The sequence below is a fragment of the Bradyrhizobium sp. WSM4874 genome (assembly GCF_055811835.1).
This window is the reverse complement of record NZ_JBVVPR010000016.1, coordinates 47,503-67,332: the sequence shown is the minus strand read 5'-3', so window position 1 is coordinate 67,332 and position 19,830 is coordinate 47,503. Positions and strand designations below refer to the sequence as shown.

Below are 19,830 nucleotides of genomic sequence, written 5' to 3'. Positions count from 1 at the left end.
GCGTGGCGGCCCCGGCGCAACCAGTGGGTTTGACGGGGATCAGGTTTTCGCGGGGGCGGGGTGCGAGGCCTTTGCCGCCACGGTCTCGAGCTGGCTTCTGATCCAGCGATGCGCCGGATCTTTCTGATAGCGCTGGTGCCAGACCATGAACATCGGCAGCTCGGCCAGGGTTCGCGTGCGCGAGGCCAGCGGAATCCGCACCTGCGCGAAGCCGTGCATCACGCCGGGCGCCAGCAGGCTCGGCATGCTCGCCAGCATCTGCGAGCCACGCAGGAAGGACGGCACGCCGGAGAAGCTCGGCACCGAGATCGCGATGTCGCGGTGGAAGCCGTTGGCCGCAAGCCGGCGATCGAAGTCGAGCCGCTCATTGTCAGTGTAGACCACCGTGATGTGACGCGCCGCGAGATAGGCGCCGCGCGTAGCCGGCGCGGCACGCGCTTTGGGGTCGTAGTAACAGACATAATGGTCTTGCAGCAGACGCTTCTGCACGATGTCGACGCCGGACGGCGGCAGCGGCGTGATCAGCAGGTCGCAGCGGTTTTCGCGCAGCATCGCCGGCGAGGGCGACTGCGAGGGGATCACGCGCAGGTTCAGGCTCGTCACTTGCGCGGCGACGTGATCGAAGAACCGCGGCAGCAGCAGGTCGCGCTGAAAGTCGTTCGCGGCGATTGTCAGCGAAAGCTGCGCGCTCGCCGGCGCGAACGTGACGCCGCCGGCAAAGCTCCGCATCTCGTCGATCAGCGCCCGCGCCTTTGCCGCGAGTGCCTGGGCGTGCGCCGTGGCCACAATGCCGCGGCCGGATTTGGCAAACAGCGGATCGCCGACGATCCGCCGCAGCTTGTTCAGGGCGTGGCTGACCGCCGATTGCGTCAGGCCGAGCCGCGTTGCGGCCGCCGTCACCGAGCCTTCTTCCAGCACCGCCAGAAACAGCTCCAGCCCGTGGCCATCGAGCGCCAAATGATCGATTTTGTTCATAGAATTCATTATAATCGATCTATTTATCTTGAGAATAGCCCGGGTCATCATCTCCCGATAAGCCGTGCGCCCAACGGGGCGCCAGAGGGAGAGACAACGCCGATGCATGCCCAGGCGCCAGCCTTGCGGGATCCCCGCCTCAACCGCCCCGAGCCGTTCACGCCGCCGCTCGGTGACGGCGACTTCTTCCAGCGCGACCGTTCCATGCATCCGCCGGCGCACGCGCCAGGCTACAAATCCTCAGTGCTGCGCTCGCCGCGCCAGGCGCTGCTGTCGCTTGAGAACTCGGTCTCGGAGATCACGGGGCCGGTGTTCGGGCACAACGACCTCGGCCCGCTCGACAATGATTTGATCCGCAACTACGCCAAGGACGGCGATCCCGTCGGCGAACGCATCATCGTCCACGGCCGCGTGCTGAACGAGACCGGCCGCGGCGTACCGAATACGCTGGTCGAGTTCTGGCAAGCCAATGCCGGCGGCCGCTACCGGCACAAGAAGGACACGTATCTGGCGCCGATCGATCCGAATTTTGGCGGTTGCGGTCGCGCGCTGACCGACGACACCGGCTACTATTATTTCCGCACCGTGAAGCCTGGACCCTATCCCTGGCGCAATTACGCCAACAGCTGGCGTCCCGCTCACATCCACTTTTCGGTGTTCGGCTCGGGCTTCGCACAACGCCTGATCACCCAGATGTACTTTGAGGGCGATCCCCTGATCCCGGTCTGCCCGATCCTCACGACGATCCCGGAGAAGGATGCGCTGGAGCGCCTCGTCGCGCCGGTCGACCTCAACGCATCGACTCCGTTCGATTCGCTCGCTTACCGCTTTGACATCGTCTTGCGCGGCCAGCGCTCCACTTACTTTGAAAATCGCACCGCAGGGAACTAGGTCCATGCCGCAGCCGCTCAACTACCTCAAGGAAACCGCCTCGCAGACGGCCGGGCCCTACGTCCATATCGGGCTGATCCCGGCCATGGCCGGCTTCGACATTTTCGAGAAGAATTTTTCCAACGTGCTGGTGACGCCGAACACGCAAGGCGAGCGCATCACGCTGGAGGGCAGGGTGATCGACGGCAGCGGCACGCCGCTGCGCGACGTGCTGCTGGAGATCTGGCAGGCCAATGCGGCCGGCCGCTACAACCATCCGGCCGATCGGTCGACCGGCCCGCTTGACGAGGAATTTCGTGGCTGGGGCCGCGCCGGCTCCGACTTCGAGAGCGGTCTTGTCACCTTCGAGACCATCAAGCCGGGCGCGATCATCGACAAGACGGGCCGCAAAGGCGCGCCGCACATCAATGTCTGGATCGTCGCGCGCGGTATCAACATCGGTCTGAATACGCGCCTCTATTTCTCGGACGAAGCGGCCGCCAACGCCGCCGACCCCGTGCTCAACCTGATCGAGCAGCCGGTCCGGCGCTCGACGCTGATCGCAAAGCGCAGCGAACGCGCCGGCAAGATCGTGTATTCTTTCACGATCAATTTGCAGGGACCGGAAGAGACGGTGTTCTTCGACGTGTGATCGTCTCAGGTCTCGTCGCCGTGGAGCCGCGCGCGAAAGGCGCGCGGTGACACGCCCGTGGCGGCGGCGTAGACCCGGCTGAAATAGGCGGGGTCTTCGAAGCCAAGTGCATAGGCGATCGTCGAGACCGGCAAATTGGTGTAGACGAGGTTGCGCCGCGCCTCGCGGATCAACCGGTTGAGGATCAGGTTCGAGGCGGTGTCGCCGGTTGCTGCCCGCGTCACCCGGTTGAGATGGGTCGGCGTGATCGACAGCGCGCCCGCATAGTCCGCGACGCTCCAGCGTTCCAGATGATGCTGTTCCAGCAGCGCCTCGAAGCGGCGGAATAGTCCGCTTTCAGCCGTTCCGACGTCACCGCTCTCGCTGGTGAGCGCGCGGGCCACCAGCCCGATCATGGCCGCCGACAGCGCACGCAGCACATGCGCCCGGCCGAAATCGCGCGCGGCGTGTTCGGCAAAGATCTGCTTCATGGTGGTCCGGATCTGCGGCGTGCCGCGTATCACGGCCGAGCGCGACAAGGCACCGCGCAGTCCTTCGGAGGCGAGCAGCGCTTCGTCCAATATTTCCCCGGCGATGGTCAGCACCCAACCCTGGGTATCAGGCACGAAACGGAAGCCATGGACGTGGCCGACAGGCACGTTGACGATTTGCATCGGCTTCAGCTGCACCACGCGCCCGTCGAGCGTGGCTTCGCCGCCGCCGCGCTCGATCAGCAGCACCTGGTGCAGCCGGGCATGGCGGTGCACAGCCAGCGTCCAGTCGTGCAGCACCGAGCGCGACGCTATCGTCTCGCAATGCACGACATCGGGCAGATCGCCGGACTCGCCGAACAAATTGTAGACCCGGATTGCCGGGGCGGGGGCTGCGCTTCTCATGTTCGAATAGTACAAGACAAAGACGAAAGCCTCCATCGGTCAGCGGTGCTGAATCTGCAAGAAAGCGCCGAGGAGGATGCAAAAATGAAAGTTCAGGTCTGTATCATCGGCGGCGGGCCGTCCGGGTTGCTGTTGTCCCAGCTCCTGCACCTCAAGGGCATCGACACGGTCGTACTGGAAAAATACAGCCGCGACCACGTGCTTGCCCGGATCCGTGCCGGCGTGCTCGAGCACGGCTTCGCAAGGCTGATGCGCGAGGCTCAGTGCGGCGAGCGGATGGACCGCGAGGGCGAGATCCACAAGGGATTCGAGATCGCCCATGACGGCGTGCTCTCCCAGATCGACCTCCACAAGCATTCCGGCGGCAATTCGGTGCTGGTCTACGGCCAGACCGAGCTGACGCGCGACCTCTACGAGGCGCGCGACCGCCTCGGCGGCAACGTCGTGCACAATGCCGAGGACGTGACGCCGCATGACCTGACCTCGGACCGGCCTTACGTGGCCTATCGTTCGAATGGCGAGACGGTCCGGGTCGATTGCGACTATATCGTCGGCGCCGACGGCTTTCACGGTGTCAGCCGAAAGTCGATCCCCAAGGACGTGCTGCGGGAATACGAGAAGATCTATCCGTTCGGCTGGCTGGGCGTGCTGTCACGCACGAAACCGGTGTCGCCGGAGCTGATCTATGTGAAGCACGAGCGCGGCTTCGCGCTGTGTTCCTTGCGGTCGCAAGTGCTGAGCCGCTACTACGTCCAGGTGCCGCTCACCGACAAGGTGGAGGACTGGAGCGACGATGCGTTCTGGGCCGAGCTGAAGCGTCGTTTGCCGGAAGAGGTCGGCGGTCGCCTGATCACGGGACCGTCCATCGAAAAGAGCATCGCGCCGTTGCGCAGCTTCGTGGCCGAGCCGATGAGCTACGGCCGCCTGTTTCTCGCCGGCGATGCCGCCCACATCGTGCCGCCGACCGGCGCACGCGGGCTGAACAGCGCCGCCTCCGACATCTATTATCTCTACCACGCCATGCTCGCGCACTATCAGAACGGCGATGATTCCGGGCTCCAGGGCTATTCCGCCAAGGCGCTGGCGCGGATCTGGAAGGCGCAACGCTTCTCGTGGTGGATGACGATGCTGCTGCATCGCTTCCCCGACCGGCTCGACTACGAGGACCGGCTCCAGCAGACCGAACTGGAATATCTTCTCTCGTCCGAGACGGCACAGCGCCTGCTCGCGGAGAATTATGTGGGGCTGCCGTTTTAAGGATACGAACGCGGATGCTCCCTCTCGCGCTAGCGGTGAATACCTTTATTTCCCTTCCAGCGTATTGACCGGCGTCCATTCTGGCAGGGGAGGATTTTCGATGAGCACTCTCGCGCGTTTCGCGAACTTTGACGATGGTGGATCAGTCTTGGCTACGCCCTCGAACGCGTCAGCCGCCTTCGCGAACTCCCGCGCCCGCCAGCAGGCGAGCCCCTCCGCGTAAGCCGCAGCCACTTTTTTCTGCCCGGCGCTCTCCGCGCCTTTGTCCGCGAGCGGCTCGAACACCCTGATCGCCTCGCCACGCCCCTGCACCCGGATCGCATCGAGTTCACGCCAGGCGAAGCCGTCGCCGGTCTGGGCCATCGTCGATTCCGAGGCCATGATTGCGGTGCCGTAGTATTTGTTGGCGCCTTCGAGCCGCGAGGCGACGTTCACGGTGTCGCTCATCACGGTGTAGTTGAAGCGGCGGCGGGAGCCGATATTGCCGACCACGGCCTCGCCACTGTTGAGCCCAATGCGGTGCGACAGGCCGTGGCCGGCGAAAGCGGCGCTGCCCGCGTTGAGCTCTGCCAGCTTTTCGTGACATTTCAGCGCGGCATGGACGGCGTGGCGCGCATGAGCGGGATCGTCGGCGGGCGCGCCGAACATAGCGACGATGGAATCGCCGATATATTTGTCGACATAGCCGCCATGGCTCTCGATGATGTCGGTCATGGCCGACAGATATTCGTTCATCAGCGTCACCAGTTCGCCCGGCGTCATCGTCTCGGCGATGGAGGAGAAGCCGCTCAGGTCGGAGAAGAACATGGTGACGTTGCGCATTTCGCCGCCGAGCGCCGGCATCTTGCCGGAGGCAACCATGGTGTCGATCACTTCGGGGGCGAGATAGAACGCAAAGCTCTTGCGCAGGAAACGCTCGTCACGATCGGCCAGCACGAAACGGTAGCCGATCGTCATCGCGAGCGCGGCAAGGCTTGCGAGTGCCGGCTCTGTCAGCGGCAGCGCCAAGGCATGGACGAATGCACCAACGGCCACAGCGGCGTAAACGGCGGTGAGGCCGAACCAGGCGATCAGTGCGCCACCCGGTGCGAGCACGCAGGCCGCGCAGGCCACGATCGCTGCGAATACGATGGTAAGAATGCTCCGCAATGGAAAGCCGAGCTCGGTCACCGCATCGCGTTCGATCAGATTTCGTACCGCGTTGGCATGCACGAAGACACCGGCGATGTCGCTGCGGGCCTTTTGTGCGGTGCTTGCCGGGGCGGGCTGGGCGCATCGTGGTGCCGGCGTTCCGTCATATCCGCCGGACAGTCGCACCGAGGTGAGCTTGCGATCATCGAAATTCAGGGCGGAGCCTAGCAGCACGACTTTGCCGCCGAAGGCGCGGCGAAAGAAATCGCGATCGCCCTTTTCGACGCAGGCCCGAAGATCGGCGAAGGAGAAAGTCGGGATGTCGCGGCCCAGTCCTCGAAAATTGAGCGTCAGTGTGTTTGGTACCGCGCTCGGAATTGCATAACCGGACAATTCGGTCGCTCCGGACGGTCCAATCTCGGGCCTTCCAGCGAGCGCGCGCGCGGCGAGCTCGACCGCCATCGCGGGAACCGGCTTGCCGTCGATCGAGAAGCTCAGCGGCATCCGCCGGATCACGTCGTCGGTGTCGGTATGGACGTTGAGGGCGCGGATATTGTTTCTCACCGCCAGTTGCTGCGCGCGGTCTGGCCTTTCCTGATGGTCGTTGCTCAGGATCTCGCCGAGCACCAGCTTGCCGCTGTCGGAAAGCTTCCGCAGGGCGATAAGATAGTCCCGATCGAAGCCTCTCATGCGGCTGCCCAGCGACGCGTCGCCGAAGGGAATCTCCGACTGCTCGATCGAGCTCGGGAAGATGACGTCGAAGCCGATCGCCCGGGCGCCGCCGTCGTCGATGCTGCCGAGAACCCGGCCGATCTCGCGCGTCCAGGTCTGCGTTGGCGATCCCTTGAACGGCGGAGTGTCGTAGGTCTCGCCGTCGATGGCCACGACGACGACCGGTGATGTCGCGGGATCGCGGCGGTCGCCGACGAGTTTGCCGCGCAGTGCCGTGAGGATGTCGAGCGACAGGCCCTGCAGCGTCTGCAACGGCGGAGACGTGACGACGGCGCCTGCAAGAAGCGCAATCAGGATCGCTGCAACGATGTCCCGTCTGCCGATCCGCCGCATCGCCCCGTCGCTAGCCGCCTATTCGAGCCGCAGCAGGCGTCCGACGATCGGCGTCGGCGACGACGTGGCGCTGGGATCGACCTGGAAGGCGTAACGCTTGGTGCCGAGGATGGCGAGATAGCTGCCGCCCGGCGTCAGCGACTTTCCGGCCTTGGCGAAGTCATAGAACTTGCCTCCGACCATGGTCTCGCTCTTGAGCGGCACGCTGATCGTGGGCTCCTTGCCATCGGTGCGTTCGATCACCAGGGTGCTGCCGCTCTTGGCCTGCACCAACGGTGCGACTCCGTAGAGCGTCGGCAGCTTGGCCGGAGCGCCACCCTTGGCGTCCGACCGCATGGTGCGGAAGGTCGTCGCGGCACTCTGGTTCGCCTCGCGCTCCGACAGTTTTGCCGCGTTGGCATCGCAGGGCACCTTTTCCCGCTTGACCTCGCCGAGCTGCACGGTGCTCTGCTCGGTGCCGACCATGACGACGCCTTCGCTGATGGTCTCGCGCTGGCACGATTTGAGATAGCTGAGCGTAATGGTTGCCTTGGGCCCCAGCTTGATGATCTTGCCCGGCGCCACATAATCCATGAACGCGACACCGTCGACCTTGCCTTGCACGTTCTCGACGATGGCGGCCGGGCTCTCCGCCAAAGCGGGGGCAGCAAGACAGCACGCGCCGACAACAGCGCCGATCAGGCTTTTCATGGGAATTCTCATCCAATTCGACCGATACTTGCCCGGTCCCCGTCCAGGCCCGATGCTTAGCAGCGAAACGCCCAGGCAAGTGTGACCGGAATCACTCTTAGATATTGGTGCACTCTATCAGGAAGAGGTTCAAATCAGCGACCGGAGAAAACAGTGCGCCGGGAAGCTGTTGGCCGGATGGATAATTTCATTCGGCTGGGACGGCCTCGACCGGGTGGCCCTCCGCTGCACTCTCTATATCCACAATGGGCGGGAGCGTCGCCTCGGTCTTCTGATATGGCGTCGCCTGCTGACCGGCTGCAATCTCGACCACTTCCTCCCAGCGCGACAGGAAGGCTAGCTGTCACGAACTGGCTGAGTTGATAGCGGTTATATGCAAGCTGCCAAACGAGGTCGGCAAGCCGATCGTTTTTAGCGCGATATGCACGAGGTCCAGCTTTTTTGCCCGCTGCGCGGGGGAGCGTGCGCTCGCCCGCGTCGCTGCGCGTCGGCAGCAATTTGACTGGCTCGCTTTGCAGGACGTTAACCGTGGCGGAATGCTCCCCGCGCGGGTCATTGTCGCGCCCCAGAGTTGGTTGCAAATACGTTTGAGTTTTTACGGTGGATGTTTTCATGCTGAGAGACGGCAAATATGCTGCCTGGTTCAGGACCCCGCGCGGTCAGGGCACGGGCGTCGTGCATCTGGCGGAGGGACGAATCTCCGGCAGCGACAGCTTCTTCACGTATGGCGGCTCTTACCGAATCGACGAGCAGCGCTTCACGGCGGTTCTGACCACGCGGCGACATGCCGAGGGGCCGCCGACCGTGTTCGGGCTCGACGAAGTCGAGGTCAAGCTCTCGGGCGTGTGCAGCGGCGCGATGGCGACCTGTTCCGGGACGGCCGAGCAGGCGCCCGATGTGACCTTCGAGGCGACGCTCATCTACAGCCGGGACGAGGCGCCGGCCGTTGACGCCAGAGGTGCGGTCGTGAAGCTCAATGCCGACAAGCTGCCCAAGGGGCTCGACGGCCGTTCGCGATCGCGCCATCCGTTTGCGCCGGGATCGCTCGGGTCAGAACGGAATAGACCATAAGGCCACGTCTCACCCCGCCTGATCGACTTCGACGATGTCGTCAGGGCTGCTTAAGCGGATGAGCCTTCTGGTGCCAGGCCCAAGCGGTGCGGATCACGGTCGGCAGATCCGAATGTCTTGGTACGAAATTCAGCACTTTTCGCGCTGCAGAGGGATCGGCGACCAGATAGGTGGGATCGCCGGCGCGGCGCGGTTTGACGGTGTGGGGCACCTCGCGCCCGGTCTCCTGCCTGATAGCAGTCAGGATTTCCCGCACCGAAAAACCGGAGCCGGTGCCCAGATTGAAGCTGCCGCCGGCATGCCCTTGTTCCAGCAGTTTCAGCGCCGCGACATGCGCCGCGGCGAGGTCGGTGACATGGATGTAGTCGCGGATCGCGGTGCCGTCGGGCGTGTCGTAGTCTTCACCGAACACGGCAAAATCGACATGGCCCTGTAACGCCATCATGGCGCGCGGAATGAGATGAGTTTCATTGTCACGCAATTCGCCGATGCCGCCGGCAGGATCGGCGCCGCTGGCGTTGAAATAGCGCAGACAGAACGCGCCGAAGCCGTAAGCCGACCGGTAATCGGCCAGCATGCGCTCGATCATCCACTTCGATGCGCCATAGGGGTTAATCGGCGCGCAGGGGAAGTCTTCCGGCAGTTCCTTGGAATCGGCATTGCCGTAGACAGCACCGGTCGAGGAGAACACGATACGATGGCAACCCGCATTGCGCATCGCCTGCAACAGCGACAGCGTGCCCTGCACATTGTTGATGTAGTACTTTTGCGGGTCGGTCATGGATTCGCCGACGAGGCTCGCCGCCGCGAAATGCATGACCGCCGTGATTTTGTGCTCGCCGAAGGCGCGCGCCAGCGTGGCGCCGTCGAGCAGATCGCCTGTTACCAGCGGGCCGGCGACGAAGCCGCGATGACCTGTCGACAGATTGTCATAAACGACGGGCTGATAGCCGGCGGCGGTCAATGCGCGGCAGGCATGCGAGCCGATATAGCCCGCGCCTCCCGTAACGAGGACAGTCGGTCGGTCGGTCATGTGTGCTTACCTCAAAGCGAAATCAACGATCATCCATGCAGCCGCCGCCAGCACCAAATCGGCACACGGCACGAGCAACCCAAGCGTCGGCCATTCGAAACGCCTGCCGAAGGCGGGGACATGCCGAGTGGCGCTACGGGACACGACATCACTCAAGGAGAGGGTTTCCGAAGTGATCTGTCCCAATGTGATTGCCTCAGTTCAACAGTTGATCGATCGGGTGAGCATAGATCGATCTTCGCTGTATGCAACCCACCGGGGGCTCGGCACGATTGTCCTTCTTCGTTTAGCTCGCATTGACCCTATCGCTGCGAAACAGCCGGCGCGCGCATCGCGGCAACCGAAGCTTTAAGCACGAAAAATAAGCTGAGGCCGAGTAAAGGAGTGACTGAAACATGGCACAGATCTGGATGACTTATGACGAACTCGCCGGGCTGAGTGGCTGCACGCCTGCCGAGGCCAGAATGCGGGCCATCCATTTGTCACTTGACCGCCGCAAAAGCCGCGACGGCACCACCCGCGTTAAGCTCGATCTGGCGCTGACGGCTAAATTTTTCGCCTCCGTCCGAGACGCCGATTTTGATCTGGACGGCGCCATCGAGGCGCTCCAGGACACCCATCGCCAGATGGCAGAACTCCTGACGCCGAACCAATTCCCGGGCCGGCGCCGGTCGGCTTAGCCTCCCGCATGCTCCGAACAGCTCGCCTGGAACGGGCAAAGCCGAGGCGACCTACGATACCGAAGCGAAAACCCTGACATATACGGTCAGCTTTGCCGGCTTGACCGGGCCAGCCATGGGGCACATTTCCATGCCCCGTGGACTCCGGCAAGAACGGCGGCAGCGTGCTGCCGTTCAAGACGGTGCAAAGCCCGATTCAGCGGAGCGCAACGCTCACTGAAGCTCAGGCTGCGGATCTGCTGACCGGGAAATGGTACGCGAACATTCATACGACCGCGAACCCGGGCGGTGAACTACGCGGACAAATGATGAAATAACGACGGCAACTTCCGATGCGGACGTGCTGCTCAGGCGGGCGGTCTCGGTAAGAAGGCCAGGATTGTTTGAGCGAGGAGGACCCCGACGGTCCCGCCTGCTGCTTTTTGCAGCACGTCCAGGAAACCCGGATCACGATCGGGTGTCATTGCTTGCAGGATTTCGAGCCCCATTGCGACGGCCACGACAAGCGCGCATGCGAGGGTGAGCCGACCGGGCAACAGGAAGGACAAGAGAAATCCCAGCAACCCGTAGGCGCTGAAGCGCTCGATCACGACGACCCAATAAGCCTCGTGATGACCGATAAGCACGGGTCTTCCCGCCAGTCTCGCAAGCGTGGCATAGATGATGAGCGCGAAGCAGATGCCTGCGGCTGCGATGAGGTGGTTGCGGCGCATTGGACGACCATAGCGGGATGGGAGCCAAGCCGCGTTGAAAGATGAGAGTATCGTTAAGGCTGACCAACCCGTTGAATCTCGGGAACGGCCGTGGGGCGGAGACCCTTACTTCTCCGCTCTCAAGTTCTAGCGGCCCATTCGATGGCGGAGGGAAGCGGGTGCGGGATTGTAGGGCGCAATGGGAGCCTGCCGGGTGCTGCCACCATGCTGTGGCCGGGTGGCTCGCAAACGCAAGACCACGAAGGCGATATTGATAGCCAACCAGACCAGGATGACGGAAATGGCTAGATGTGCCACGGCCAGACCTCGCGATGAAGTTGAGATTAACGCAAAGGCGCGCGTTCTGTTCCCTGGCGAACAGGGCTAAAGCGCCTAATTCAGCCGCTGGAATTCAGGCCTCCCGCGCCAGCGGCCTCATTCCTGCAAGGCCATATGGTTTACCAGCAAGGTTCAACGAAGGAGAATTGTCTGATGGTTCGGGAATTGCCGACGATCCTAAAGACCGAGCATATGGTGGTCTCCCCCTGGCTCGAGGTCGTGGCCCGGGATGTGAGGTTCTCCGCGGAGTCTGCCGTTGAAACCTATTATGCAGTTGCGCAACCTGACTATGTAGTCATTCTGGCGATGACGCCGGACTCGCGCGTTCTCCTGGTGCGTCAGTATCGTCCGGCGATCGAGCGCTTCTCGCTGGAATTGCCAGCGGGCGTGGTGGATCCTAACGAAGACCCGCCGGAAACCGCCACGCGCGAACTCCTGGAGGAGACTGGCTATCCCACGATGAGCGTCGAGCTCATCGGCAGATGCGCGACCTGCTCCAGCCGGATCAGCAATACGACTCATTCGTTCTTCGTCAGAACCGGCGGTCGCGCGCCGGGATTTGTGGAAGAGCCAGGTGTCGAGGTCAGCTCCGCCTCGCCGGATGAACTTCGCAGCCTCATCCTGTCGGGCGAATTCGGCGAGCAGACCCATTTGGGGGTGCTGGCTCAGGCATCTGCGAGAGGGCTTCTGGTCCTCTAGCCGGTTTGGCGGCCTCGCAGTCATCGAGAGATCGTTGGTCGATCGTCGCGCGGTTGAGCTGCGCCCGAGCGGAGATGGAACGCTGCGCGCTCGACGCAACGCTTTCGCTCTAGCCCTTCTTACCTGTCTTTGGTTTCAGCGAAAGACCAAGGCGCAAGGCCATGCGCTTGATCGCATCGGGCGAGCGTCCGAGCTGTTTCGCCGCCTCCTCCAATGAAGCCGAAGACTTGGCCAACTCCATCAGCCGGCGGTCTTCCTTGAACGACCAGGGCTTGCGCGCCATAACCGAAATCATCCTCTCGTCGCGACAAAGACAAAGCCGCCAAGCGGACCCATGTCGCTCGACGGCTTTGCTTGGGTGGGGCCGAGCTTGGGGGAGCCCGGTGAGACGATGGATAAGCGATCGGTGAGACTTCGCAACAAACAACGCGGATTAAGCTAACCGCTCAACCTTACCGGGACAAAATCGGGGACCCCGTATAAGCGCGGAGGTTTCGTTCAGCAGAGCTGCGGCAAGCATCCTTTGTAAATACATCGAGGCTGATGCACAGCAACGTGCGTCGGCTGCACGAACCCGGAAGCCTGATGGCCAAGCGATCAGTCCACCATTGGTCGCTTGATCACGGCTAAGTCGTGACGGCATAAACGCGATGGGGCACAGGTTCTTCGCCTACAAAGCCAAGCGTGTCAGTTACGCCATCGAAGCGCTGCAGAATGGACTGGGTCTAATTGCCCGGCACTGCCCAGCGGCGACTCATTGTTGCCGCCCGATCCCAAGTTCGCGTTGCAGTTGCGGTGTGAGCCCCATAGCGCCTTCAGTTCGTCCTTGGCCCGTCCCCAGATTTCTTGGTGTAGGTGCGGGACTGGAAGGTGAGACTGGAGATGTAGTTGTCGAGATCGTCGAACGTGGTGCGCTGCCGGCATATCCGTTGCGACTCCCGTTTGAGTAGGTCCCCTGAGCATGAGCGGATGCGGAGGTGCCGAGGAGCGCGGCCCCCGCCAGAAGCACTGCGAAACGGTTCATTGAGTTTTCCATCTGGGTGATGCGCCACCACTATGAACCCAGAGCGCGGCGATGCCAAACCATACCTGGGCCTGTTGTGGAGGGGCACCACGGCGCTGAGAGCGCGACTGCGGTGAACAAAGCTACGGTTGATTGAGCAAGTAGAAATGAGGGATCATGCTTGGTGCCCGCCTGGCGACGGCCGCCGGAATGCGCAATCCCAGAATATCCCAGCGAAACGAACGACAATAAAGCCCACCAGCCTACGCGTTGAAGCACTCAATGCAAACAGCCACCAACTCAGCTGCCGCGACGACCACCGGACGCAAGTCTTTGGAGCGGTGGAGAGTTGCGATTGTCTGAACGCACCAAAAACGACGGAGGCTTCGATGGTCGTGACGGCCGAACGTAAGGTTCCAACTTGAGATAGTTCGCCCGCCGCCGCCGCGAGATCGCTGAACGGGTGACGTACCCCGCCGCAAATGAGGTCATCGCAATCAGAAATAAGAGCAGAAGACCCAGCATTGAGGGAAACCCCGTGAACGAGTTACCGACCATTGTACGCACGCGGGTCAGCCGAGATAAGGCAATTTCGCGGAATCCTTGTGACGTTTTTCGCCACAAAGAGAGCCAGCCGATAGGAGGCGGCTCTCCACTGTTCAACAAGGTGATGGAGGCGCAAGTGGATCCATGTTCGCGGGACGGCGCCGCCTCCGGTTCGCGCAAAACCGCCCCGTCTGCTCTCTCGTTAGAAATCTGGGTTGAGCAAAGGCCAACTTGCTTCGTGGCGAGGAGAGGCGCGTTGATCGAATGAAGTCGGTGGCTTTGAAGGATTTCTCCGCAGCGTCGTTTTCTGGAGTGTGTATCTTCGGAACCTGGTTGCGCGCAGGGTTAAACACGACTCGTCTAAGATCGTTCGGGAAGGTCGCATTCACACCGAGATTCTTGCTTCGTGTCTTTCGTGTCATGAGATCGCCGAATTCAATTTGATATGCTTGAGACCGGAGAGTGCAAGCACCGACATGCTACAAGAAACACAGACAATATCGCCGTTCGCAAGGCTTCGAGACCGTATGTTCGAGGTCGGATTTTTCAGCCTTGCGATGATCGCGATGGCAGGCTGGCTGTATTTCATCACGCTGTTGCTCGTGAGGCTGTCTCTATGGTGCTTCGGTTGAAGTGCGCGCGATCAGTTTCTAAGCACTGTGCTGCCCAAGATATTATCGCCGAGATGAGAAAATCAGCGACACTCATCACGATGTCGACACAACTGCGCGACCACAATGCTAGTAGTTGGAAACGTCTTGCATATGGAAAGATTGCCCAATGGTGCTAGTTGCGGTTTTGGCTTCGATCTTCTTTGCCGGTTTCGGCGGAGGCTACGCAACCCGGGCCTGGCGATCGCGCAAACGCAACGAGCGCCGCCGGCTGTACTCGCACTATCGTTCCGCGACAGCCGGAGAGGCTACATCATTCGTCCGAGCGCGGCGTGCATTCTGAGTGTTTGCAACTTGGGATGGGCTGTTCTGTTTCCGTGACACGTGCGAGCAGAGCAAAAATAGGCTCGGTGACCTCTCACGTAACCACATTCGGTTACGTTAACGCCCGCGTTCTGTTGTTCGTGCGGTTCGCGGTCGGTACTGCATGTGGAAGCATATCGTTGCTCCGTACCCTTGAATTTGGACATTGATCGATGGCCCGTTGGGGGACACATGGGATAACGCCGACGTTCTCGAGGCCCGCGACCGGTCCGTGGATCACTAAAGGGGGAGCGCCATGACGAGCCTGAGAAACAACGCCCCGCGGCGGTATCTGCCTGATGCTGCGGGCCAGCGCGTCTTGATTGGCTTGACGGTTGAGGAAACCTTCGAATTCGAGCGCCTCGAGGGCCGGGCCGAGTTCGGTCAGGCTAAAGGTCAGGCGCTTGACGACGGCGTGCTTTGGGCGGCCACGGTGCAGGAGCGCTGGCTCGAATTGTATCAGAAGCATGAGAGTGCCTGGAAGGCCTGGATGGCACGAAGCCGGGCCGAGCAACCCAGAAGCTTTAAGGTTTATTAACCATCGCCGACCCATTTTCCAATCTGGCTTTGAACCGGAAAACGCACGCATGTTCCAGCTGTTCCTGCGGGCCCGCACGCACAATTTCCTGAAAGACCGTTTCAGCGGCGAACGGGGATTCCGCGCGCGTTCGCCTGAACGAGATGCTGAGACCGACCGGACCCGCATAGAGCCTATCCTGCTCGCGATCGAGGAAGCGCTGCACGCGGCCGAGCGGGAGCAATCGGGCCTGAACCGTCGGGTCGAAGATGTCTTGGCCCGGGCCGCGGTGACCTTCGGCAACGGTGATGATGAATATCTCGAACGCGAGGCGTTGGATAACCATCATCAGGATCTGTTCGATCGGGAGATCCAGAGCGGACAGCGCCGGTTGAAAGAACTCTGTTCTTCCATTGCGCACTACAAATTCATGAAGGCAGCCGTGCTGAGCAGGTTTCCGAATTCCCGGCCAGCGAACGAAGGGCGTTTGGCTGGAAACGTGCAGCGCTAGGCCCTCAGAACTCGTCACTCCATTGCATCAAGCAATGCCGCAGCAACGCGTAACTGCCGAATGTAACGGCCGCGCCCAGCACGAAGGCGCACGACAGCAACTGGATGGCGAACATCGAACCTAGCCCCGCTCGATGAACGAGGCTATACCGCCGCAGTTAAACGGAGCTTAAGGCTGCGTGGCAAACTAGTAGGTCAAGATCCGCTCAGGATCCAAGGGGTTCACGTAACGCACATAAGTGCGGACCGGCCCATAGTAATAGTGAGGCTCATCCCTCGTGCGCGGATCAAATGTGGCAGGGTAGGCCTGTTGCAGCGACCTGTGCCGAACCTGCGCCACCGTGGGACATCCGCAGCGGGGCCCGCAGTACGGATTGGGACCTCGGTCAATGTACGGAATACGCGCCGCTGTCCTTTGCGTAGGCACGGCGTAGTCTGCGGCGTAGGACGGTGTCACCAAGGTCCACATGCCCAGGGTGAGCGTAAGTAATCCGAGAATTGATCGCATTTGGAGGCCCCCAGTTGTCTTAATCTTAGACGCTTCGCGAGGAACGGGCAATATGCTCTAAACTGGGTCGGCTGGCCAAACTCCTCCGCCCGCAGCAGGCCCGCTCGACTAGCCCCCGAGCACGTTGAGAAGCGCGGGATCGATAGCCCGGATCGCATCTTTCAGGAATTCTTTGCCCCGGGCTGAGGCTTGCCGATATGCGAACACCAGGGCTCGCGTTTGTTTCGGCTCTCGCGTCAACATCAGGCGGATGTCACCTTGGACTAGCTCCCTCACATCGGGGCTGGCGAGGGCATCGAATCGGGTTGCAGAAGCAAGCCTCAGAGGCATTAATCGGCCTTCGCTCGGTGCCGTGAGATAGACCATCTTCAAGGATTCGATCGCTGCTGGACTGTCCGGATCCTGCCGGGCTTCCAGCACTGCCAAGGCGAGCCATAGCTCAGCATCGTATGGCGATATGGAGACAACATGCTTCAGACGCGACCGGGCAAGTTCGCTCTGGGCCCGAACCCTGTCATCACCTCTTGGCAGTTGCATTACTTGGAGCGCAAGAAATAGAGCCTGATTGCCTTCGAGGTCAGAGCGCAAGGGAGAGATCAATCCAACCCATTCGGGTGGAGCGTTCGAGCTGAGACTGGCCTTGGTTGGGTCCTCTGGAAAATCCGGCCGCTTGGAGGTGATCAGTTCTGCGGCCGCTGATACGATCCCAAAACAGCCGACGGCTGCCGCAAGGCCCAACAGGAGGACGCGAACTAGGGTCGTTGAATGCATCAAATCTCCAAAGCAAAAACGACGTGTCATTGATTTACAAGGCAATCATACTGTCGTCCTGAAGCGTTAACAGGGTCAAATTTCCGGTCGCATAGGCGCCCGTATCGATATTGACCCGATTCGGTCTTATGTCGGGCTGCTGGACGGGGGTGTGGCCGTGGACGATGTATTTCCCGAAATTTTTGTTGCTCTCCAGGAATTCGTCTCGAATCCAGAGCATGTCCTGTTCTTGTTGGTTCGCCAGGGCGACACCAGGCTTCACTCCAGCATGGACAAAAAAGAAATCTCCGCACACAAAGCGCGCCCGCAGGTTGTTGAAGAAGTGCAACTGATGAGGCGGAATTGCCTGCGATAATCGTCGAATGAGTTCGTCTTGTTCTGCCGGATCAGGATTGAGGGAAGGTCTAAGTCCATACGAGGCTAAGGTTTGGAGGCCGCCATATTGTTTCCAATCCTGAAGCTGCGAAGGGGCATGCAGAACGTCTAACAGGAAGGCTTCATGATTGCCTTTCAGGAAGATCGATTCATGCTTCATGCCGCGTTCCATCAGCAATTCGATGGTCCGATTCGAGTCAGGCCCTCGATCGATGTAGTCTCCGAGGAAAACGTGGATTGCGCGCCTTGAACCTATTGTGGTGAGATCGCGGTCGATGACGGCAAACATCTGCTGAAGCAGATCGGCGCATCCATGAATGTCGCTTATCGCATAGATGCGAATGCCCTCGGGCACCGTCGGCATTCGGCTTTTGTTCCTCGATCTCGACAATCTGAGCATTTGCCGAACTTGTCGCCTTTGCAGTCTTTGGGGCTAACGCCCGAATGATTCAGGTCAGCTCACATAGTTAACGGGATCGCAATGTCCTGCTTGGCTTTTGTTTCTAATTGAATGGCGGGATGCCGCAAAATTTCAAACCCTTCGCGTTAGCTTCCTAGCCAATAAGCATGCGGGGAGCAACTAATGCGCAGAATCATCACTATCGCCCTCGGGGTCATCGCAGCCGGCTCCATGTGGCTTGAGCCGGTCCAGGCCGGACTTGTGGGAATGCCAATGGGGCTTCAATCCGCAATCCAGCGCATCAAGCTCGAAACTCCCACTCTTCCGCCGATGGCGTTTACCCAATTTTGTCTTCGATACCGAGGCGAGTGCCGCACGCGGCCGATGTTTCGGGGCGGGCCGGTCCGGCTGACCGAGGAGCGATGGGCAGATCTCAAGGAGATCAATCAGGTGGTTAACCGCGGAATTGCCCCGGAGAGGAATGAACTCGGCGTGGCTGGCGAGCAATGGCTGATCAATCCAGCGCGGGGCGATTGCAACGACTATGCGGTCAGCAAGCGGCATGAATTGCTGGAGCGCGGTTGGCCGGCTCGCGCCTTGCTGTTGAGCGAGGTCATGGTCAATTCCGGTGAGCATCACCTGATTCTCGTGGTCCGGACCAATAGCGGAGACTTGGTGCTAGATAACATGACGCCGCAGATCAAGCCGTGGTCGCGTGTTCCTTATCGCTGGGTGCGGATGCAGATGCCCAACTCCAAGCTCTGGGCGACGATCTCGAGCGCCAGGGTCTGAGGTCGCGCTTACAGGGCGCTGGTCCGCCCGGTGCTTTGCGCAAAGCCCAGCCCGATCAATCCTGCAAGAATGATCTGGACCGCCGGGTTCAACATGCTCGTGTCGACAAAGCTCTCGCAAATTGCGACAAGCACAAGGGCGCAAGTTGTGCTGGCAAAGAACGAGTCCCGTCCGCGTCCAACGGCTCCGCGCAAGACGAAAAAGAAGACCTGAAGCCCAAATAACGCCAGGATTGGCAGGGCTAAGCGACCCCATTCGATCGCAACCAGCGCTGCGGTTGAAGGGGCGCGCGGCGCAATACCAACAGCATAGTCCTGATAGATGCGGGCAACCTGGGCGAATGTTCCGACGCCATTGCCGGTCCACGAGCTGTCCGATATGGCACGCCGTGTGATCGCTACAGAGTCTTGATTCTCGATTCGGCTCCGAGCTAGCAGATCCGCCCATGTCGCGGGTCGTTCCTGGGATAGCGTCGCTGCACCAGCCATCATGATGAGGAGGCCGGCCAGGAGCGCCGACGGCCAAGACCGATATCCGAGACGGCGGACGGCTGCAATGAACAGCATGATTGCAAATCCCAGCGCCGTTAGCATGTGGACTATTCGTTCGAGCGTTGCCAGGTAAGCAAGAGACATCATGAGACCGGCAATGCCCGGGACAATGCGCAGCAGGAATGGGCCATTCAGTGGAAAGAGAGTGCCGGCGCGACCAAGCTGGCGCTCCGCTGCCATTGCAATCGTTGCCGTGTTTGCGAGCGCTGCAATGACCCCAACGAGGGCAAGCGAATTGTTTTCTGCCAGACCGAGATCTAGCAAGGCTGTTCGGGCAAGCACGATCTGACTCAAACTCGCGAGCACGATAAACGTCGCGACGCCAGTCAGAACGACCAGCAAGACTTCCGCCCTTTTGCGATCTTTTGCCAGCAGGATGGTGGAGAGCAGCAGTGACAGGAGGGCCGAATACCACATCAAGCCGCGCAAAGTATTTCCCAGGTCGACCGTGATTCGCCCCGCCAACGACGGTTCATTTAACGCGACGGCTGTTGTGGGCCAGATGGGATTCACGAGCGAGAATGGAAGGGGAGCAATTTGCGTCACCATCCAGAGCATCGGGAAAAGCGCCGCCAGCATAAACCTGCGGAGCGGAGTGAGTGCAGTAAGATCGGCCAGGCCCGCCGCAGCGGCCGCGGACAGCAGCATGAGCGGGGCCAGCAGATACACCGTATGCTGGACGAAAATGCCATCGGTGAATGGCGTTGCGGCAGCTGCAGCCAACAGCATGATCAGAAGGGAAAACGCGAGCGGCAATGGAGAACTTCAAGGGGGATGAGGAAAGTGAAGAAAGCTGATGGCCGGGGGCGATGCTTCACTATCGCATGGGTGGTCCGCCTCGCCAAACTCTGTTT

General features: G+C 61.0%; 20 protein-coding genes. 10 read left to right on the top strand and 10 right to left on the bottom strand.

Features of this window, described 5'->3' with window-relative positions; translation table 11 throughout:
• Positions 1-39 precede the first annotated feature (39 nt).
• Positions 40-984 carry a LysR family transcriptional regulator gene (locus tag AC0L3P_RS18375; protein ID WP_473303651.1) on the bottom strand — a complete coding sequence of 315 codons (945 nt, stop codon included), beginning with the start codon at positions 982-984 and terminating at the stop codon, positions 40-42.
• Positions 985-1,077: 93 nt separating this feature from the next.
• On the opposite strand from AC0L3P_RS18375, the gene pcaH reads away from it, so the two are divergent.
• Complete coding sequence (gene pcaH / locus AC0L3P_RS18370; RefSeq protein ID WP_473303649.1) at positions 1,078-1,866, top strand: protocatechuate 3,4-dioxygenase subunit beta; 789 nt, start codon at positions 1,078-1,080, stop codon at positions 1,864-1,866.
• A 4-nt stretch (positions 1,867-1,870) separates the two neighbouring features.
• Positions 1,871-2,497, top strand: a complete 627-nt coding sequence (pcaG, locus tag AC0L3P_RS18365; RefSeq protein WP_473303646.1) for a protocatechuate 3,4-dioxygenase subunit alpha — start codon at positions 1,871-1,873, stop codon at positions 2,495-2,497.
• 5 nt (positions 2,498-2,502) lie between these two features.
• Here the strand turns inward: pcaG and AC0L3P_RS18360 are convergent, their stop codons facing one another.
• Complete coding sequence (locus tag AC0L3P_RS18360) at positions 2,503-3,408, bottom strand: helix-turn-helix domain-containing protein (RefSeq protein ID WP_473303643.1); 906 nt, start codon at positions 3,406-3,408, stop codon at positions 2,503-2,505.
• 48 nt (positions 3,409-3,456) lie between these two features.
• Between AC0L3P_RS18360 and pobA the strand changes: the two genes are divergently transcribed.
• On the top strand, positions 3,457-4,629 hold the full coding sequence (gene pobA / locus AC0L3P_RS18355) for a 4-hydroxybenzoate 3-monooxygenase (RefSeq protein WP_473303640.1): 1,173 nt from the start codon (positions 3,457-3,459) through the stop codon (positions 4,627-4,629).
• 45 nt (positions 4,630-4,674) lie between these two features.
• Here pobA and AC0L3P_RS18350 read toward each other — a convergent pair whose 3' ends face one another.
• Both AC0L3P_RS18350 and AC0L3P_RS18345 read right to left on the bottom strand, forming a co-directional pair.
• Complete coding sequence (locus tag AC0L3P_RS18350) at positions 4,675-6,825, bottom strand: CHASE2 domain-containing protein (RefSeq protein WP_473303638.1); 2,151 nt, start codon at positions 6,823-6,825, stop codon at positions 4,675-4,677.
• Positions 6,826-6,843: 18 nt separating this feature from the next.
• Positions 6,844-7,515, bottom strand: coding sequence for a hypothetical protein (locus AC0L3P_RS18345; RefSeq protein WP_473303634.1), 672 nt, complete (start codon positions 7,513-7,515; stop codon positions 6,844-6,846).
• 612 nt (positions 7,516-8,127) lie between these two features.
• Here AC0L3P_RS18345 and AC0L3P_RS18340 point away from each other — a divergent pair.
• Positions 8,128-8,586 (top strand): hypothetical protein, encoded by a 459-nt coding sequence (locus tag AC0L3P_RS18340; protein WP_275172079.1) that lies wholly within the window; start codon positions 8,128-8,130, stop codon positions 8,584-8,586.
• A gap of 40 nt (positions 8,587-8,626) precedes the next feature.
• On the opposite strand, the gene galE is transcribed toward AC0L3P_RS18340, so the two are convergent.
• Positions 8,627-9,619, bottom strand: a complete 993-nt coding sequence (galE, locus tag AC0L3P_RS18335) for a UDP-glucose 4-epimerase GalE (protein ID WP_473303631.1) — start codon at positions 9,617-9,619, stop codon at positions 8,627-8,629.
• A gap of 395 nt (positions 9,620-10,014) precedes the next feature.
• Between galE and AC0L3P_RS18330 the strand changes: the two genes are divergently transcribed.
• A complete protein-coding gene (locus AC0L3P_RS18330; RefSeq protein ID WP_473303629.1) occupies positions 10,015-10,299 on the top strand; it encodes a hypothetical protein in 285 nt (94 codons plus the stop codon).
• 137 nt (positions 10,300-10,436) lie between these two features.
• Positions 10,437-10,616, top strand: a complete 180-nt coding sequence (locus tag AC0L3P_RS18325; protein WP_473303626.1) for a CHRD domain-containing protein — start codon at positions 10,437-10,439, stop codon at positions 10,614-10,616.
• Positions 10,617-10,646: 30 nt separating this feature from the next.
• Here AC0L3P_RS18325 and AC0L3P_RS18320 read toward each other — a convergent pair whose 3' ends face one another.
• Complete coding sequence (locus AC0L3P_RS18320) at positions 10,647-11,012, bottom strand: VanZ family protein (protein ID WP_473303622.1); 366 nt, start codon at positions 11,010-11,012, stop codon at positions 10,647-10,649.
• A 471-nt stretch (positions 11,013-11,483) separates the two neighbouring features.
• Here AC0L3P_RS18320 and AC0L3P_RS18315 point away from each other — a divergent pair, with 471 nt between their 5' ends.
• Positions 11,484-12,029, top strand: a complete 546-nt coding sequence (locus AC0L3P_RS18315) for an NUDIX hydrolase (RefSeq protein ID WP_354101387.1) — start codon at positions 11,484-11,486, stop codon at positions 12,027-12,029.
• A 109-nt stretch (positions 12,030-12,138) separates the two neighbouring features.
• Here the strand turns inward: AC0L3P_RS18315 and AC0L3P_RS18310 are convergent, their stop codons facing one another.
• The gene (locus AC0L3P_RS18310) at positions 12,139-12,312 is read right to left on the bottom strand and encodes a hypothetical protein (protein ID WP_275172072.1); all 174 of its coding nucleotides are present in this window, start codon (positions 12,310-12,312) and stop codon (positions 12,139-12,141) included.
• Positions 12,313-14,808: 2,496 nt separating this feature from the next.
• Here AC0L3P_RS18310 and AC0L3P_RS18305 point away from each other — a divergent pair.
• Both AC0L3P_RS18305 and AC0L3P_RS18300 read left to right on the top strand, forming a co-directional pair.
• Positions 14,809-15,090, top strand: a complete 282-nt coding sequence (locus AC0L3P_RS18305) for a hypothetical protein (protein WP_275172070.1) — start codon at positions 14,809-14,811, stop codon at positions 15,088-15,090.
• A gap of 49 nt (positions 15,091-15,139) precedes the next feature.
• Positions 15,140-15,580, top strand: coding sequence for a hypothetical protein (locus AC0L3P_RS18300; RefSeq protein ID WP_473303618.1), 441 nt, complete (start codon positions 15,140-15,142; stop codon positions 15,578-15,580).
• Positions 15,581-16,195: 615 nt separating this feature from the next.
• Here AC0L3P_RS18300 and AC0L3P_RS18295 read toward each other — a convergent pair.
• Positions 16,196-16,858 carry a hypothetical protein gene (locus AC0L3P_RS18295; protein WP_354210377.1) on the bottom strand — a complete coding sequence of 221 codons (663 nt, stop codon included), beginning with the start codon at positions 16,856-16,858 and terminating at the stop codon, positions 16,196-16,198.
• A 34-nt stretch (positions 16,859-16,892) separates the two neighbouring features.
• Positions 16,893-17,597, bottom strand: coding sequence for a metallophosphoesterase family protein (locus AC0L3P_RS18290; RefSeq protein WP_275172064.1), 705 nt, complete (start codon positions 17,595-17,597; stop codon positions 16,893-16,895).
• Between the two features lie 219 nt (positions 17,598-17,816).
• Here AC0L3P_RS18290 and AC0L3P_RS18285 point away from each other — a divergent pair, with 219 nt between their 5' ends.
• Positions 17,817-18,425 carry a transglutaminase-like cysteine peptidase gene (locus AC0L3P_RS18285; protein WP_354065132.1) on the top strand — a complete coding sequence of 203 codons (609 nt, stop codon included), beginning with the start codon at positions 17,817-17,819 and terminating at the stop codon, positions 18,423-18,425.
• A gap of 8 nt (positions 18,426-18,433) precedes the next feature.
• On the opposite strand, the gene AC0L3P_RS18280 is transcribed toward AC0L3P_RS18285, so the two are convergent.
• Positions 18,434-19,732: a hypothetical protein gene (locus AC0L3P_RS18280; RefSeq protein WP_473303611.1), complete on the bottom strand. Its 1,299-nt coding sequence runs from the start codon at positions 19,730-19,732 to the stop codon at positions 18,434-18,436.
• Positions 19,733-19,830 lie beyond the last annotated feature (98 nt).

Bases quoted from the DNA above. Each gene is read 5' to 3' on its own strand.
- AC0L3P_RS18375 (WP_473303651.1), bottom strand. From the start codon at position 984: ATGAATTCTATGAACAAAATCGATCATTTGGCGCTCGATGGCCACGGG.
- pcaH (WP_473303649.1), top strand. From the start codon at position 1,078: ATGCATGCCCAGGCGCCAGCCTTGCGGGATCCCCGCCTCAACCGCCCC.
- pcaG (WP_473303646.1), top strand. From the start codon at position 1,871: ATGCCGCAGCCGCTCAACTACCTCAAGGAAACCGCCTCGCAGACGGCC.
- AC0L3P_RS18360 (WP_473303643.1), bottom strand. From the start codon at position 3,408: ATGGAGGCTTTCGTCTTTGTCTTGTACTATTCGAACATGAGAAGCGCA.
- pobA (WP_473303640.1), top strand. From the start codon at position 3,457: ATGAAAGTTCAGGTCTGTATCATCGGCGGCGGGCCGTCCGGGTTGCTG.
- AC0L3P_RS18350 (WP_473303638.1), bottom strand. From the start codon at position 6,825: ATGCGGCGGATCGGCAGACGGGACATCGTTGCAGCGATCCTGATTGCG.
- AC0L3P_RS18345 (WP_473303634.1), bottom strand. From the start codon at position 7,515: ATGAAAAGCCTGATCGGCGCTGTTGTCGGCGCGTGCTGTCTTGCTGCC.
- AC0L3P_RS18340 (WP_275172079.1), top strand. From the start codon at position 8,128: ATGCTGAGAGACGGCAAATATGCTGCCTGGTTCAGGACCCCGCGCGGT.
- galE (WP_473303631.1), bottom strand. From the start codon at position 9,619: ATGACCGACCGACCGACTGTCCTCGTTACGGGAGGCGCGGGCTATATC.
- AC0L3P_RS18330 (WP_473303629.1), top strand. From the start codon at position 10,015: ATGGCACAGATCTGGATGACTTATGACGAACTCGCCGGGCTGAGTGGC.
- AC0L3P_RS18320 (WP_473303622.1), bottom strand. From the start codon at position 11,012: ATGCGCCGCAACCACCTCATCGCAGCCGCAGGCATCTGCTTCGCGCTC.
- AC0L3P_RS18315 (WP_354101387.1), top strand. From the start codon at position 11,484: ATGGTTCGGGAATTGCCGACGATCCTAAAGACCGAGCATATGGTGGTC.
- AC0L3P_RS18310 (WP_275172072.1), bottom strand. From the start codon at position 12,312: ATGGCGCGCAAGCCCTGGTCGTTCAAGGAAGACCGCCGGCTGATGGAG.
- AC0L3P_RS18305 (WP_275172070.1), top strand. From the start codon at position 14,809: ATGACGAGCCTGAGAAACAACGCCCCGCGGCGGTATCTGCCTGATGCT.
- AC0L3P_RS18300 (WP_473303618.1), top strand. From the start codon at position 15,140: ATGTTCCAGCTGTTCCTGCGGGCCCGCACGCACAATTTCCTGAAAGAC.
- AC0L3P_RS18295 (WP_354210377.1), bottom strand. From the start codon at position 16,858: ATGCATTCAACGACCCTAGTTCGCGTCCTCCTGTTGGGCCTTGCGGCA.
- AC0L3P_RS18290 (WP_275172064.1), bottom strand. From the start codon at position 17,597: ATGCCGACGGTGCCCGAGGGCATTCGCATCTATGCGATAAGCGACATT.
- AC0L3P_RS18285 (WP_354065132.1), top strand. From the start codon at position 17,817: ATGCGCAGAATCATCACTATCGCCCTCGGGGTCATCGCAGCCGGCTCC.